Source organism: Candidatus Edwardsbacteria bacterium, from assembly GCA_018821925.1.
In the GTDB taxonomy this organism is placed as follows: domain Bacteria; phylum Edwardsbacteria; class AC1; order AC1; family EtOH8; genus UBA2226.
In genome coordinates, this window is record JAHJLF010000029.1 from 1 (window position 1) to 15635 (window position 15635).

Here is a 15635-nt window from a genome sequence, read left to right on the forward strand (position 1 = left end):
AGCCTGACCGCGTCGCCGCTGCCGTAGCCAATGCTGGTCTCGAACAATCGCCGGGGCTTTTCCACCAGTCGGATATCCACCGCGATTTCATTGGCCAGGGAATCGATCTCCCCGGGAGAAACAGCAACCACCCGGAACAGGTCGGTGGCTTGGAGCAGATATTGGCTTTTTATCAACTGGCTCCGGCTGAAAACATCGCCCGGGGACATCCGGATGGTGTTCAGAACGTATTTTTCCTTCACCTGAACATTGCCGGTTAAAGCGATCCGGGAAATACCTACCTGGGGTCCTTCCTTGATTTGATAGGTGATGATCGCTTGGTGTCCGTTTTGGAATTCCAGGTCATGATCCACCTCGGCATAGATATAACCATGATCGGCATATAACAGCATCAAACCGAAATCGTCCTGCCCCAGATCTTCGAAATTCAAGGGCCTTCGAATCTTATTGGCTATGGCCTGGCTCAATACCCCGGCGGAAATTTTCCGACTCCCGCTAAAATCTATTCTATCCACATAATATCTGACGCCTTCGGTGACCACCAGTTTTATTTCGGTAGTGCCCGGCAGGCTGCAGCTGTCGATCATATATTCCACTTCCGTATCGGCAAAACCGTTCCTCCGGTAGAAAGACCGCAACCGGTAAATTGACTGCTCCAGGCTGTCGCTATCCAACTTGTTATCCGGCAGTTTAAGGTTGGCCACCGTCCTCAGCTTGCGCGAGGGGAAACTCTCATTGCCATCTATGGTGATCTTGACCTTTTCCGCCGTCGCCAACGACAACCAGCCCGTCAGAACGGTAAGGGCAATAATTATGTATGATCTGCGGACTACCATAAGAGATCCGTGCCCATCTTTAACATGATTTGGGATTCTTTTTCCTTCGGAAGGTGATATACTCCCAAGATGATCTTGAACGGTGCCGCATATGAGAAAAGCCACTGGGAAGTTATCTCCGCACCCAGGCACTGGCGGGAATCATTATAGCTTAAACGCCGGTATTTATCGGCTGCCGTGCCGGCTTCCACCAACAAGGCCCCGCTGATGTTCTTGAGATAGAAGGGCCAGGTAGAAAATCCCCGTTCCACATATAACAACGGAAAGCGATATTCGGCCGTCAGCAGGGCCTGGTATCTCCCGTAAATATCCTCCGTTATGCCCCTGGGCTGCATGTCGGGGATGTCCTCGTTGACATAGCCTCCCTTGCCCCAGGCCCCGGCCATTACCCTGCCCATCAGCACATGATGGCGGAATGGCATCGGCAGATATTCGGACCAGGTAAATCCCTGCCAGGCTTGGTTCAGCTCGCCCCCCAGATATTGTCGGTACAGCCTCGATTCCAAAGAAACTCCACGGCCCTTCTCCGGGCTGATGGAAAAGGCATATTTTTGGGCATTAACAAAGCTAAGATTTAATTGCAACCGCGCCAGATGTCCCTCCCAGTAGGGGTTGATCGCAAATATCTCATCATTCAATCCGGTGTAATTGGTGTGATAATAGGCCACAGCCGCGGCAATTGTCTGGTTTGACCGGGCTATGGGATAATAAAGCTGGACGCTTTGTTTTTGCTCCCTTTGGTAATAAGTAATATCTTTACTTCCAATACTGACACAAGTTGATGTTGCGTTGTCGGAAAAACGCAGGCTGTAGGCCAGGCTCCGGCCGGCATCAGAGTAGGCAATGTCGTAATAAAACCTTTGCGAGTTGAAGCTGGGGATGAACATGGCAGTATAAGATTTGGCCATCAGGTCGTCCGCGCCAATCAGGGCAACTCCCAACGCCCCTCCCTTTTCATCAATTGAGGCCGTGGGAAACCAAAAGAACGGGAGCAGGGTTTTGAAAGGCCGGTATATTGCAGAAGGATAATTGGCGGTATCGGTGGATATTTCGGCAAATGCCGTTGTATCAATGTAGGCTGTATTTTCATAATAGATTGTATCGGATATTTCTGTTGTCGCCAGGTCGTATCCCCTTGAACCGAGATTTAAGAAATATAAATCATTGCCAGAAACTGCCGGGTTGAGTGCCCCGCCAATAACATTGGTTCTCCTGGATATGGCTCCAACCTGAAGGTCATATTTAAAAATATTCCACACCCCGGAACGATCCGAAGCAAAATACAAGTATTTACCGTCAGCAGACCAGGCCGGTGTTATATCCTGAGCTCGGTCGGCCATCAAAGCCTGCCATTCCTTTTTAGCGATGTCATAAAGATAGATGTCCTGATAGCCCCCATCCTGCCACACCGCCAGGGCGATCATTTCGCCATTGGGAGACACCGCCGGATGGCTGAATAGCTGGGTCTCATCGAATTCTGTCAGATATTCCACCCGGCTGGTCTGTATATCCATGACCGCCAGGGCATTTTGACCCATCTTGGAAGTTACAAAATAAATACGTTTTCCGTCTTGGGAAAAGGCCGGATCCCTGGCCCGCAGGCCATGGGTGATCCTTTTGGTTTTACGGCTTTCCATATCATAGATATAAATATCGCCGTATAATTTTTCACCAGCGCCAGAATACTCCATCTTTCCGTAGGCCAAATATCTCCCGTCAGAACTGAATTGCATAGAGCCCAGAAAGATACCCTGGTCGATGGTCCGGGATTCTGCTTTTGTAATACCGTACAGCCTCAAACCGGTCTGTTGATGGCGATGGCTGTTGCTTTCGATATAGGCCAGATACTTGCCATCCGGCGAGGGAGTCAAGGAAGATTTGTCAAAACCATCATCGGTCAACTGCCGGAAATCGGTCAAGCCCGAGTCCCTAATGGTGTCTATCTGCGCAGAGTAATGTTTAAAAGAATATCTTTTCCACTGAGCCCACAGATCCGGAAAACTTTTCCCGAAAACATTTTTGGCCGGATAATTCTGCATGAATGGCAACACTAGATTACTGTGCTTTCGCTGATATAACGCCAGTTTTTTGGGGCCGTACTTATCCGCCAGATATTCGTAGAACTTGCCGCCGTAGATGTAGGAAGCATCGCGGGGCCAGCAGGGCGAGGCTACCCCGACCCGGTCTAACGGCATCCATTTCTTATCGCAAACCGCAGCGCGCAGCATCCCTTCTGTCAGGGCCGAGCGGTTGCGGCCGAAATCGGTGTATTGGGTCTCGGAGTATACCGCCAGCCCCTCGATCTGATTCAGGGGCTGAAATATATTGGGCAAAAAAACCCTGCCGAACAGGGAGTTGAATCCGGCAGGGATGCCGCTCTGCATGTCCATCTGAAGAACGTGAGTATATTCATGGACCAGCACTTCGTACAGCCAGTCCCCGAAATTATTCCGATCCCCGACATTCTGGGCGGGATAGATTATTATGGTCCTTTTGGGAAGAGGGGTGGCATAATCGTTAACGATATCGGTATGATCGGCCACAATGATATTGGTGTGTCCGTAGGGTAGCCACTTTAAAAATCCCACTAATTCAACATGGACATCCTCGGCTTTATTGGCCACCTTTTGGGCATACTGCTCCTGGCCGGGCTGGAAGTATACCTTGAAATGAGCTGTTTGCAAGAAGCGCCAATCCCCGTTCAATGGCAGTAATCCGGCAAAGACAAAAGAATTCCAAACTGCCAGAATAAATATCAGCGATATGATGTTTCTGCTAAATTTCAATTCGTCTTTCTTGAATATTTATTGACTCAGTTCTTCGGCGATCTTCTCCAGGCGGCCTCTTTTGTCAACATCCAGCCATTCCGCCTGGGTCATCCCGCGGAACCAGGTCATCTGCCTTTTGGCATAGCGCCTGGTATTCTGTTTGATGAGGCTGGCCGCAGTATTCCGGTCCATTACTCCATTGATAAAAGCTATGGCTTCTTTATATCCCACCGTATTAAGCGAGTTGCTATCCGGAGAATAACCCATCTTAAGTACTTTGGCTGTTTCCTCGAACAGCCCCTGTGTTATCATCTGATCCACCCTGGCCTCTATCCGGCGGTAGAGCGAATCGCGCTCCCGGTTGAGCACCACCAGCCGGTAGCGGCGCTTATCCTTGATCCGATCCTTCTTCTGCCACTGCGACATTTTTATGCCGGAGAGCTTGAATACCTCGATGGCCCTGATCGTCCGGACGGCATCGTTGGGTTTCAATCTTTGGGCGGATTCGGGATCGATCTCTTTAAGCATTTCATATAATGCTCCCTTGCCTTTGGCCGCCAGAAGCGAATCCAATTCCCGTCGGACATTCTCATCGGCCGAAGGGATCTGTGACAGGCCCTCGATAAGGGCCTTTAGATACAAGCCGGAGCCCCCGGCAATGACATACCTTTTACCCTGTTCATCAAGCCGGTCCATTACGGCCCGGGCATCGACTGCAAAACGGGCGGCGCTGTAAATTGCATCGGGCTCCAGAAAATCTATTAGATGATGCTTAGCCTTTTGCCTTTCGGATTTTGAGGGCTTGGCGGTGCCTATATCAAGGTATTTATAAACCTGCCGGGAGTCGGCCGAGATTATCTCGGCACCCATCTTTTCAGCCAGATCCAACGCCACTCTGGTTTTTCCCACTGCGGTCGGCCCGGCGATGACCATCACCGGCCTCATATCCGGCCGAATCTCCGCTCCAGGTCGTCCAGGGTCAGCCTGATCACCGCCGGGCGCCCGTGGGGATCGAGATAGGGCGAACTGGTGGCAAACAGTCGGTCTATCAGCCGGTTCATCTCCTCCTGGGAAAGCGGCTGGCCGGCCTTGACGGCAGCATGACAGGCAAAGGACATGGCCAGCTTCTCGGCCGGCTCCAGCGAAACAGCCGGATTCTGGCAGAGGTCGGACAGAATGTTCCTGATCAGTTCCTCTCCCTCCACCCGGTCGCCGGCCGCTGCCGGCAGGCCCTCGATGACTATGGTGTTCCCGCTGAATTGTTTAATGTCGAATCCGAATGAAGAAAAGATATCCTGAAACTGCTCAAAGGCTATCTTCTGCGAGGGATTCAACTCCATCGAAACCGGGAAAAGCAACTGCTGGGATAGCCTTCTCTCCCGGGATTTTAAAAGTTCTTCAAAAAGTATCCGTTCATGGGCGGCATGCTGGTCCACCATTATGATGCCGTTCTTGATCCCGGCAAAGATGTACCGGTTATGGGCCTGCCAGTAGCTGACTAAGGAAACATTTTCGGATCGAGGCTCGGCGACGCCGAAGAGTTCGCCGATAGCTTTCGGCTCCTCCGATCCGTACAATTGGTATACGGCTTTTTTATCTTCCGGGGTCAGGCCCTCTTTGCCGTGATACTGCCGATCATCAGTTCCAAAGAAACCGCCCAAGCTGCCTGGCGATAAATTATCCGGAGCGCCCTGCTCCTGGAACATCGCCCGGTGGATGGCGGAACGAACGGTGTTGAACACCAGTCCGTCGTCGCGAAACCGCACCTCGCGCTTGGCCGGATGGACATTGATATCCACCTGCCGGGGCGAGATCTCCAGAAAGATCACATAGGACGGATGGCGGCCCAGCAGGCTGGGGCCGTAACCCCGGTAGATGGCCGATCCCGCCAGTCGATCGGACACCCGCCGGCCGTTCACGAACAGATACTGGTCCCGGCGCCGGGCCAGCAGTTTCTCCGGACTTAAAGCAAATCCTTTGACGACCAAGGGCCTTTGACCAAAATCTATGGGCAGCATGCTGTGAAAAACCTCTGCCGTCAGGATATCCTCCAGCCGCTGTTCCAGCGGTCCAGCGGGATAATCGAAACTCATCTTTCCGTCTATCACCAGCCGGAAGGAAACCTTGGGATTGGCCAGGGCCTGGCTGACCACCTCATCGGCCGCCTTGCGGGCCTCGGTCATCTCCGCTTTGAGGAATTTTCTCCGGGCAGGAACATTGGCAAACAACTCCTCCACCGTTACCGTGGCGCCCCTATTTCCGGCGCTCTCCTTTTGGGAGGCAATGCGCCCGCCGTCGCATTCTATCACCCAGGCTGAAGCTGCCCCCTCCGGACGGGATAACATTGTCAGCCGGGAGACCGAGGCGATGCTGGGCAGGGCCTCGCCCCGGAACCCGTAACTGGCGATGGACAACAGATCATCATAGCCGGTGATCTTGCTGGTGGCGTGGCGCTCCAGGCTCAGGCGCATATCCTCGGGACCCATCCCGCTGCCGTCGTCGGAAACCCTGATCAGCTGCAGCCCGCCATGGCTGATCTCCACTTCGATGGCCGAGGCCCCGGCATCCAGGCTGTTCTCCAGCAGCTCTTTGACCACCGATGCCGGACGTTCCACCACCTCCCCGGCGGCGATCTTGTTGACTATGTCTATGGGTAATACTTTTATGGGCATAATATTTCAAAAATCATGACAATTATTATTGATCCCCCTGGGATATGGAGTCAATGTTTTTAGCCCGTTCATCGGATTTCTGCTTTACCTCCTGGGCCCGGTCTATACCCTGGCGATAAGTGTCTATCGGAGTGTCACCGCTGGAATCATTTTCGGTCTTCTTGGCACAACCGGTCATCAATAGGAATAGAGTAATGGCATATATAAGTTGTTTCATCTTGAATGATCCTTTTGCTTGGGTTGGGTTTTCCATCGGCGGTGTACCCAGTACCAGTGATCGGGATATTTCCTGACGTACTTTTCCATGGCCTGGGTGACCAAGGCGGTCAGCCTCAACGTCTCCTGTTCCTTGTCATTTGCCGGATCGGCATAGATCGGCGGCTCGATATAGCAGATATGTCCGCCATCATCCTGTCGGACTATCACTCCGGGCAACAACGGTGCGCCGGTCCTGATAGCGAATACTGCCGGTCCTTTGGCGGTGGCTGCCGGCCGCCCCATGAAATCCACGAACACCCCGTCCTGCCCGGCATCCTGATCGATCAATATGGCCACAAATCGGTTCCGGGCCAGGGCTTTCAATATGGCCCGGGGAGCGTCCGGCTTGAATATCACATCGAGATTCTTGGCCCGGCGGATATTGTTCATCATCTGGTCGGTCAGGGGATTATGCTGTTCATAGACCACCACCGAGAGGGGATATCCGTAAGCCGCAATGGATGAAGAACAAAGCTCCCAATTACCGAAATGACTGCTGATAAGCAAGGCCCCTTTGCCGCCTTTGATAGCCTGGTCCAAGTGCTCCTGCCCGATGAATTTCACCTTGTTTTTTATGTCTTCGCCGGACAGTTTGGGAAACCTTAAGAATTCCAGCAGGTTCTTTCCCAAATTACGATACAGGCTCCCGGCGATATTCTTGATCTCACCAGGGGGTTTTTCAGGAAAGGCCTTGGTCAGATTATCCAGCGCCACCATTCGGCGGAGCCTGAAAACATCGAATGTCATATCGCCCAACCGAACTCCGGCCCACGCTGCAACCTTATCGGATATCGTACGGGCCATCAGTCCCAATGATGCCAGCAGAGCATATTCCAGCCGATGTTTCAGTTTTATGGTACTCATCATCGGACCAGTTTCGCTATCAGGCTTCGTTGACGATATACCGCATGCTGGGGACAGATCTCCTGGCAGCACAGGCAATTGATGCAAAGCTTATAATTGAAAACCGGCGTCGGTTCGCTGGACGATATGGCACTGGTAGGACAGCTTTCCACGCAGGCCCCGCAGTTGACGCACTTGGCTGGATCAATAGCCGGCCGTATCCAGAAAAGCTTGGCCAAATGCTTGGCCAAAAATGACGGGATGAATGAGTAGGCCCAAGTGGGAGGCCATTTGAAATCTTTTCTCACCTCGATTGCGTCGCCCAGCATTTCGATGTTCTTAAGATGGGTCTCGCCCAGATTGAATTTCCGGGCTAAAAGGTTGGTCGGCACCTTCATGGGGTCCATTCCCAGCAGGTGGGCCGCCAGGCAGTCTATGGCCACGCCGTCCTCTCCGGCCATAATCATCCCGATGGGTTTGGGATCGCCGGCTGATGGCCCGTTGCCGTCCATGCCTATGATTGCATCGACGATGTTCAGCTGTGGCTTGGCCAGGGTATAGATGTCCAGCAGCAATTTTGAAAAATCCATGGGCAGGGGCGCCTCCCGATGATACATGGATTTGTTCAACCCGGGTACTGCCCCGTACATGTTTTTCACTGCGCAGGTCAGCAAGGTCAGATTATGGGTCTTGAGCTTGGGAAGGTTGATTATCACATCGGCGTCCAGCACCGGCTTGGCTAGGTGATAATTCCGACCGTTAAACGGTTTCTTGTGGACGCCTGATTTTTCGAAGGCCACCAACTCCGCTCCCTGTCTTTTGCAGACCTCATAGAATCCCGTTACCTTCCAGTATTCTTCGATGTGCCGAGCCGAACCTATGGGACTGTCGCCCACCACCGGAATACCTCCGGCGGACTTGACTAATTCTATAACCGCCTCAAGAAATGCCGGATGAGTGGTTATGGCCTTATCGGGATGATGATAGGAAAGCATATTGGGCTTGATCAGCACCTTTTGGCTAGGCCTTACGAAAGCGGAGATGCCGCCCAGAAGATCCAGCGACCGCCTTACGGCGGCCCTGATCTCATCCGGTTGATAGGAACGGCATTTTATTAATGATATCTTGGTCATATCTTTTCCAGTAATTTAATCAGCCTGAGACCACCTTGTTCCGACCCAGATCCTTGGCGATATACAAAGCGGCATCGGCCTTGCTGACCATTTCATCCACGGTTTGGCCATCCTCGGGAAACACTGCCACCCCGATGCTGATGGTGATCTTGCCGTCCGGCTGGCTCTCCCTCATTAAAAAGGGATGCTTTTCTATAGCGGCCCTCAATTTCTCCGCCAGCTTCACGGCCTTCTCCCGGTCGGTCTCCGGGGCCACCACCACGAACTCCTCGCCGCCGTAACGGGCGATGAAATCCGGCTGGCGGATGGAGATGCTCAGCAGCCGGGCCAGTTTCTTCAGAAGGGAATCCCCCATCTGATGGCCGTGAATATCGTTATAATGCTTGAAATAATCTATGTCCAGCATTAGCAGAGCCGTCTGCCGGCCGTATCTGGCCGATCGTTCCAGCTCATCCTTGAACCTCTGGAAAAAATACCGCCGGTTGTATACCCCTGTCAGGTCGTCGGTGATTGACAGGCGTTTGACCCTGGCCAGCAATCTGGACATCCGTTGGGGATGTATACCGAACAGCACCCCGGCCAGGGCGCTCAGCGCCATAAAATAAAATGACATATAAAGATGCTCCCGGGAAAATGACACCCGTAAGAATTCCCAGCTAAGCGTTTTATTGTAATAATATTGATGGATGAACATTGCGGCCGGATGAAGTAACAGGTAACCGGCCATTGCCCCGATCAGACCGTAGATTACCGGCAGTTTCGCTGTGTTTTTAATAAAACCCATCATGCTCCTAAATGATTGATCATACCCTCACGAACATCTTTCCCGGCATCTGTTTTATCAAACCCTTCATCTCCAGCGTAAAAAGTATCCGCAGGGTGTCGGCTGGACTTCGCTTTATCGTTTCGGCGATGGTATCTATATGCCGGGGATCATCGGCCAGGCCGGCAAACACCGAGCCTTCATCGCCATCCAGTTCTATTTTGGGAAGGGTTTCTTTGGGAGGCATTTTATCGGGGCCCGATAGCTTCAACTCCTCCAGAATGTCACTTACATTAAGGACTATCTTTGCCCCCTGCTTTATCAGCTGGTTGGGGCCAACGCTGGTGGCCGAGGTAATGGGGCCGGGCACCGCAAAAACTTCCCGGCCCTGTTCGGCCGCCCAACGAACGGTGGAAAACACCCCGCTGTCCTCCCTGGCCTCCACCGCCAGCACCCCCAGCGAAATCCCGGTGATGATCCGGTTGCGGTTGGGGAAATAGGCCGGCAGGGGTCTCTCCCCAATGGGATATTCCGAGATCAACGCCCCGTTCTCCATGATGGAATCCCGGAGCTTTTTGTTTTCGGCCGGGTAAACGATATCCACCCCGCAGCCCAGCACGGCGATGGTCCTGCCCCCGGCGCTCAGCGCCCCCTGATGGGCCGCCGAATCGATGCCCCGGGCCATTCCGCTGACCACCGTGATCCCTGCCAAAGCCAGCTCCCGGGCCATCCCCGAAGAGGTGTTCTTGCCGTAGGTAGTGGCATTGCGGGAGCCGACTATGGCCACCGCTCGCTGGTCGGAGCTTTTCAGGGAGCCCCTAACAAACAAAATTGGCGGAGCATCTATGAAATTTTTAAGATTTTCCGGATATTCCGGGTCGTCTATGGTCAGGATATCGGTCCTCAGCTTATCGGCCTTCTCCAACTGTTCCTCGGCATAGCCCGGAACGGGCTTGAAGCTTCGTATCTCCTGAATGATCCTGGCGTCTATCTTGGGGATCTCTGCCAAAACAGAGTCGTCGGAATCAAATACCTTTTGGGGATCGCCCAAAACCCTGATCAGTTCGTTGAACTTGATGGAGCCGACTCCCTTGACTGACTGCAATCGCAGCCACCAAAGTAATTCCTCATGCGTCTTCATTGCCGTCCCTGCCACTCTGCCTTAATATGGTTTTTATCTCGCGCCTTAGTCCCTGCAGTCTCTCGGCCATATCGGGCTCATCAGCCGAGGAGAATACGCCGGATGCCGCATAGGTCGGGAGGCCGGCCATATGGGCCTTGAGGCTTTCCGCCAGGTTGGCGTTGGATTCGGATACCAGGCTGATCAAAATACCGCGCTGTTCGGAGTTCATCTTTTCCACCTGGGCCAGCAGTGCGCCCATCTCAGTCTTTCCGGTCAGGACGCTGACCGCCTGGCGGGCGGCCTCGGACACGCTGCGGTTGGGATCTTTGCAGAGCCCCATGACGGCATTCAAAGCAACAATGTCCCCGATAAGCTCCAAAGCCTGCAAAGCCGCAGCCCGGGTGTACCAGACGCCGTCTCGCAACAACCTGATCAGGGGCTGGACGGCCTGATGCCCGGCCAGGGCTGTTTTCTTGATGGCATACTCCCGCAAGCTCCAGCTTTGGTCCTGGATGGCCTTGATAAGAAGCGCCACCGAACCGGCGGTATTCAGTTCGGCCGCCATGTCGACCGCCGTCATCCGCTTTTTGGCATCCCGGGATTTCAGCAGCTCCACCGCCTCGGTCAGCTGGTGGTCAGTCATCTTTTACCTTGCTCAATGCTTTGGTAATGGCTTTTTTCAGTTCGGAGATGCCCTCCGCCTTGAGGGCCGAAATATAAATGGCTTTTAATCCCTTGGGCGCGGATGGTTTCTTCTTGACCAGATCCATCTTGTTAAGGACCATCAGGGACGGCCTTTTGGCAATAGCAGGGTTGAATTCGATCAGCTCATCCTTCAGTACCCGGTATTCCTTCCAGGGATCGGGCACCGAGGCGTCGATCACATAGACCAGCAGCTTGGTCCTCTCCACGTGTCTTAAGAACCGGGTGCCCAGTCCCTTGCCCTGGTGGGCCCCTTCGATCAGCCCCGGCATATCAGCCACCGTGCAGGTCTTGAAGCCCTCCAGCTCCATCACCCCCAGATTGGGCGAAAGGGTGGTAAAGGGATAGTTGCCCACCTTGGGCCTGGCCTCCGACAGGCAGGAAAGCAGGGTTGATTTTCCAGCATTGGGAAACCCCAGCAAACCAACGTCAGCCAACAGTTTCAGATCCAACAACAAAGTTTTGCTTTCGCCTATCTGCCCTTTCTCGGCCACCCGGGGGGTCTGGTTTGTGGAGGTGGCGAATTTGGCATTGCCCCGGCCGCCGATGCCCCCTTTGGCCACCACCAACCGGCTCTCCGGCTCTATCAGGTCCGCCAGCAGTTCTCCGGTTTCCTTGTCGTATACCAGAGTGCCGGGCGGGACCTGGATGATGCAGTCCGGCCCGTTGGCCCCGTACATTTTTTTGTAGGCCCCGTTCTGACCGGGCCCGGCCTTGAACCGGTGCTGATACCTGAAATCCCGGAGGGTCACCAGATTGGGATTGACCTCCAGGATCACCGAGCCGCCCTTGCCTCCGTCCCCGCCGTCCGGGCCGCCCTTGGGGACAAATTTCTCCCGGCGGAAACTGATGGCTCCTTTGCCCCCGTTCCCGGCGGTGATCTCCAGTTCTGCTTTGTCTACTAAACGCATTTGTGATACTTCGCTTTTAATTTATTCAGCACTTCCCCCGGCACTAAGGATGAGATATCACCGCCCATGCGGGAGATCTCCTTGATCAGGCCGGAGTTTAAATATACGTATTTCTCCGAGGGCATCACAAAGAAGGTGTCTACCTCGGAATTCAGTTTTCGGTTCATCAGGGCCAGCTGGAACTCATATTCAAAATCGGACACCGCCCGGAGGCCCCGGATGATGACCCTGGCCCCCTTGATCCGGGCATAGTCCACCAGCAGCCCGTCGAAGGATTCCACCGCCACCCCTTTATATTCGGTCGTGGTCTTTTTGAGCATCTCCACCCGCTCCTCCATGGTGAACAGGGGATCTTTATTCCGGCTGGAGGCCACCGCCACTATGATCCTTTCAAATATCTCCGACCCGCGCTGGATGATATCCAGGTGGCCGTTGGTCACCGGGTCGAAAGTCCCCGGGTAAATTGCCAGATTTCCCATTTCATTCCTCCCCATTATAACGATAAAAGCTCACCTGGGTCTTGCCGTAGGTTTTGTTCTTCCACCTTTTCAGTCCGCCAAAGATCTCCGGAGAATTTTCCTTCAGGGAGTGCTGGATGACCAGGGTGCCGTAATCTTTAAGGGTTTTGCTCCGCTCCACGGCCTCCAGGATGTCCGGCAGGCAGCGGTCGGGATAGGGCGGATCGGCCAGGATCAGATCGAACTGCTCCCCGCAGTTCCTTAAGTATTCCAGAGCGTCGCCGGGATATAGCTTGGCCCGGTGGGATATCTTAAGAGCTGCCAGGTTGTCTCTTATGACCTCGGTCGGGCCATATCCCTTCTCCACCAGCACTACCGATTCCGCCCCGCGGGACAGGGCCTCGATGCCCAGGGCGCCCGATCCGGCGTAAAGGTCCAGGGCCCGGCGGCAGGCCCCGCCCTGCTGCAGGATGTTGAAGATGGCCGTCCGGGCCATGCTGGAGGTGGGACGGACATCCCAGCCTTCCGGGCAGTTGATGTTCCTCCCCCGGAATTCTCCGGAGATTATCTTCACCGGCATCAGTACTCGCTGCCCAGCACGAAAGATATCCTGGCCTTGTCGGAGATCGAGGACAGGTCTGTCTTCCAGGAGAAATCCAGTTTCATCATGAAGGGCGATATTATCATCCTGATCCCGGTGCCCAGGCTCCCTTTTAGGTCCTTCATTTTCAACATGGCATTGGGATCACTCTGGAAGAGCTGAAACTGCTTGTTGTCGGACCAGGCTGCCCCGACGTCGAAGAACATCGCCCCCCGGATGCCGTAGAACGATATGGGCGGGATGGCCATCTGGATCCGGTCCACAAAAGGCACCCTCAGTTCCATATTCAAAAGGGCCATCCTGGTGCCGTCGAGTTCGTTGTAATCATAGGCCCTCAAGTTATAGGGCCCGCCCAGCTCGAAGTACTGGGCGTCTGACCCCTCGGATATTCCGCCCATCAGGCGCAGGGCGAATTCCGACCTTTTGGTAAGCGGCCAATACTGCCGGATGTCGGTGAAATAATTGACGAAATTCAGGTCGCTGCCCAGGGTCCGGCTGCTGGCCTCCACCGCGGCTATGGCCCTCCGGCCCTCCCGGGGGCCGTGATAGGACCACTGAACATTGTCGTGCACCAGGGATACCGCCGGTATGATCACGTTCAGGCTGGCGTCGGGCGCCGAGTAATAATAATACTCCTCCTTGTAATGGCTCCAACTGCCCATGAAATCGATCCGCTGGTAACGATTGAAGGGGTATGAGAGTATTCCCTGGACCCCGTTGATCTTTTCGATGATGATATCGTTGTTGGAGGCCAGATAGTAGTTGTGGTACTGGTAGTAGCTGATGCCGTAGTCCCAGCGCCGGGGGCGGTAGAAATAGGTCAGCTGATAATCCGAATTCTGCAGGTTGATGACCATGTCCGACAGCCAGTAGAACTGATGGTTGCCCATCACATCGCTGACCACGATCTCGGCCTGCCCGCCCAGCCCGCTTAAAGTGTTGTAGTTGAAGGATCCCTGGGCCCAGTCCACCGAGAATTTGGTCCCGGCCTTGCCTGGTTTATATCTGTTGCTGTCGGCCACAGGCTGTTCGAATTTCCTGGGCTGATACCAGCTGGTGTCGGCCGAGGCCCAGAAGAAAACCTTCTGGCTGTCGATCTCCGGAAGCTTGTCTAACGGATTCTTGATGGTGAAGATGTTCCAGCCGGTCTTATGATACCCGATGAAGACCAGCTTGCTGCCGTCCCTGGACCATTTGGACTGCAGGCAGCCGGTGATGGCATCGGTAACTTGCAGGGTGCTGTCCCCGGAGATCACGAAGATATTGCTCACCCCCTGACGAATGGCGGTATAGGCTATCCCTTTGGGCGACCAGCTGGGCCGGGAGACCTTATCCTCCTCCGGAGTGAGGCAGGTAATGCCTACGGAGGCCGGATCCATAGTAAATAAGCGGTATCTTCCGAAATGCAGGGTATCGCCAGATATTTCGTTTTCCGCACCGGGCCGGTCCGAGACGAAAACCAGCTCCCGGCCATCCGGCGACCATTCCGGCTCCCGGTCATCGTACAGATCGTCGGTCAGCCGCTCCAGGCTGTAGGCCACGTTGTGACTGTCGGCGATATCCGCCACGTAGAGGTCGGACTGGCCGTCCTTGAGGCCGCAGAAAGCGATCTTGTCGGAGGCCGGCGACCAGCTGGGATAATATATCCCGTCCAGCGGAAATTCCAGTTTTTTAAGCACCTTCCCGTTGTCAACCCGGACCACATACAGCTTGTCGCCGGTGGTGGACTTGGCGGCAAAGGCCAGCTTCTTGCCGTCCGGGGACCAGGTCAGGCCCCCCCGGAACCAGGCCAGGTGCATGGCCTCGAACAGGGCGTTCTGTTCGCCCTTGACCAGGTGCTTGATGCGGTGGCCGTCGATGCTGGAGATGATGTAAATCCCGGCCCGGCCGTCCTGGTCGGAGATGTAGGCGATCTTGTCACCCTGGGGCGAAAAACAGGGGGCCAGGTTAAAATAGGAACCTGTCTTGAAAACGTCATGCTCTGTCAGCTGTTTGGCAAAATCCGGGATCTCCTTCTTGGCCGCCAGGTAGGGCCAGTAGGTCTTGTGCATCTCCTTGAGCCATAGTTCCGACAGCTTTTCGACATTGCTGCCCAAAAGCGCCTTGCAGGTCTTATCCATGCTGCGGCTGGATTTCAGCATATGGAACATCTCGCCGATCTTCTGCCGACCGTACCTCTCGACTATGAACTTGATGATGGCCTGGCCCTCTTTGTAGACGAAATAGCTCCCGCCGTATCCATCCAGCTCCTGGATGGGGATCAGTCGCTGGTTTAGCGCCAGGTCCTTGATTATCATCTCGGTCTCGGGGTCCCAGCCCCGCGACTCGTACTCGGCCATCCCCTCCACGAACCACAACGGTAGCTGCATCAGGCTCTGCTGGGAGAAGATGGATTCCATGGATTTCCCGAAGAACAGGTCGAACATGAAGGCATGGACCAGCTCATGGGTGATTACATGGTCCAGGTCGGCATAGGATCCGGTATAGGGCACCACCACCCGGTTCTTGAGCAGAGTGGTGAAGCCGCCCACCCCTTCGTCTATGATGTCCTGGGCGATGTTGGTCTG

The 15635-nt window shown here is 54.4% G+C and carries 14 protein-coding genes; all 14 read right to left on the reverse strand.

Features of this window, described 5'->3' with window-relative positions; all coding sequences use genetic code 11:
• Positions 1-836 (reverse strand): hypothetical protein (locus tag KJ869_02705; GenBank protein ID MBU1576099.1); only part of this gene is annotated, 836 nt, incomplete at its 3' end.
• Positions 830-3622 (reverse strand): hypothetical protein, encoded by a 2793-nt coding sequence (locus tag KJ869_02710; protein MBU1576100.1) that lies wholly within the window; start codon positions 3620-3622, stop codon positions 830-832. The genes KJ869_02705 and KJ869_02710, both read right to left, overlap by 7 nt.
• Positions 3623-3640: 18 nt before the next feature.
• Positions 3641-4549 carry a tRNA (adenosine(37)-N6)-dimethylallyltransferase MiaA gene (gene miaA / locus KJ869_02715; GenBank protein ID MBU1576101.1) on the reverse strand — a complete coding sequence of 303 codons (909 nt, stop codon included), beginning with the start codon at positions 4547-4549 and terminating at the stop codon, positions 3641-3643.
• A complete protein-coding gene (gene mutL, locus KJ869_02720) occupies positions 4546-6276 on the reverse strand; it encodes a DNA mismatch repair endonuclease MutL (GenBank protein ID MBU1576102.1) in 1731 nt (576 codons plus the stop codon). The genes miaA and mutL overlap by 4 nt, the downstream gene beginning before the upstream one ends.
• 25 nt (positions 6277-6301) lie before the next feature.
• On the reverse strand, positions 6302-6493 hold the full coding sequence (locus tag KJ869_02725) for a hypothetical protein (protein ID MBU1576103.1): 192 nt from the start codon (positions 6491-6493) through the stop codon (positions 6302-6304).
• Positions 6490-7401 carry a lysophospholipid acyltransferase family protein gene (locus KJ869_02730; GenBank protein MBU1576104.1) on the reverse strand — a complete coding sequence of 304 codons (912 nt, stop codon included), beginning with the start codon at positions 7399-7401 and terminating at the stop codon, positions 6490-6492. Before KJ869_02730 ends, KJ869_02725 begins: the two co-directional genes overlap by 4 nt.
• Complete coding sequence (locus KJ869_02735; GenBank protein MBU1576105.1) at positions 7398-8510, reverse strand: DUF362 domain-containing protein; 1113 nt, start codon at positions 8508-8510, stop codon at positions 7398-7400. Before KJ869_02735 ends, KJ869_02730 begins: the two co-directional genes overlap by 4 nt.
• Before the next feature lie 19 nt (positions 8511-8529).
• Positions 8530-9297 carry a GGDEF domain-containing protein gene (locus tag KJ869_02740; GenBank protein ID MBU1576106.1) on the reverse strand — a complete coding sequence of 256 codons (768 nt, stop codon included), beginning with the start codon at positions 9295-9297 and terminating at the stop codon, positions 8530-8532.
• Between the two features lie 16 nt (positions 9298-9313).
• Entirely contained in the window at positions 9314-10414 is a 1101-nt protein-coding gene (gene dprA / locus KJ869_02745; GenBank protein ID MBU1576107.1) for a DNA-processing protein DprA, read from the reverse strand.
• Positions 10401-11039 carry a HEAT repeat domain-containing protein gene (locus KJ869_02750; GenBank protein ID MBU1576108.1) on the reverse strand — a complete coding sequence of 213 codons (639 nt, stop codon included), beginning with the start codon at positions 11037-11039 and terminating at the stop codon, positions 10401-10403. Before KJ869_02750 ends, dprA begins: the two co-directional genes overlap by 14 nt.
• The gene (obgE, locus tag KJ869_02755; GenBank protein MBU1576109.1) at positions 11032-12009 is read right to left on the reverse strand and encodes a GTPase ObgE; all 978 of its coding nucleotides are present in this window, start codon (positions 12007-12009) and stop codon (positions 11032-11034) included. Before obgE ends, KJ869_02750 begins: the two co-directional genes overlap by 8 nt.
• Positions 12000-12488 (reverse strand): pantetheine-phosphate adenylyltransferase, encoded by a 489-nt coding sequence (coaD, locus tag KJ869_02760; GenBank protein ID MBU1576110.1) that lies wholly within the window; start codon positions 12486-12488, stop codon positions 12000-12002. The genes obgE and coaD overlap by 10 nt, the downstream gene beginning before the upstream one ends.
• A 1-nt stretch (position 12489) precedes the next feature.
• Entirely contained in the window at positions 12490-13047 is a 558-nt protein-coding gene (rsmD, locus tag KJ869_02765) for a 16S rRNA (guanine(966)-N(2))-methyltransferase RsmD (protein MBU1576111.1), read from the reverse strand.
• Positions 13047-15635, reverse strand: a 2589-nt coding sequence (locus KJ869_02770) for a BamA/TamA family outer membrane protein (protein ID MBU1576112.1), incomplete at its 5' end; no start/stop codon positions are given. The genes KJ869_02770 and rsmD, both read right to left, overlap by 1 nt.

Bases quoted from the DNA above. Each gene is read 5' to 3' on its own strand.
- miaA (MBU1576101.1), bottom strand. From the start codon at position 4,549: ATGAGGCCGGTGATGGTCATCGCCGGGCCGACCGCAGTGGGAAAAACC.
- mutL (MBU1576102.1), bottom strand. From the start codon at position 6,276: ATGCCCATAAAAGTATTACCCATAGACATAGTCAACAAGATCGCCGCC.
- KJ869_02725 (MBU1576103.1), bottom strand. From the start codon at position 6,493: ATGAAACAACTTATATATGCCATTACTCTATTCCTATTGATGACCGGT.
- KJ869_02730 (MBU1576104.1), bottom strand. From the start codon at position 7,401: ATGATGAGTACCATAAAACTGAAACATCGGCTGGAATATGCTCTGCTG.
- KJ869_02735 (MBU1576105.1), bottom strand. From the start codon at position 8,510: ATGACCAAGATATCATTAATAAAATGCCGTTCCTATCAACCGGATGAG.
- KJ869_02740 (MBU1576106.1), bottom strand. From the start codon at position 9,297: ATGATGGGTTTTATTAAAAACACAGCGAAACTGCCGGTAATCTACGGT.
- dprA (MBU1576107.1), bottom strand. From the start codon at position 10,414: ATGAAGACGCATGAGGAATTACTTTGGTGGCTGCGATTGCAGTCAGTC.
- KJ869_02750 (MBU1576108.1), bottom strand. From the start codon at position 11,039: ATGACTGACCACCAGCTGACCGAGGCGGTGGAGCTGCTGAAATCCCGG.
- obgE (MBU1576109.1), bottom strand. From the start codon at position 12,009: ATGCGTTTAGTAGACAAAGCAGAACTGGAGATCACCGCCGGGAACGGG.
- coaD (MBU1576110.1), bottom strand. From the start codon at position 12,488: ATGGGAAATCTGGCAATTTACCCGGGGACTTTCGACCCGGTGACCAAC.
- rsmD (MBU1576111.1), bottom strand. From the start codon at position 13,047: ATGCCGGTGAAGATAATCTCCGGAGAATTCCGGGGGAGGAACATCAAC.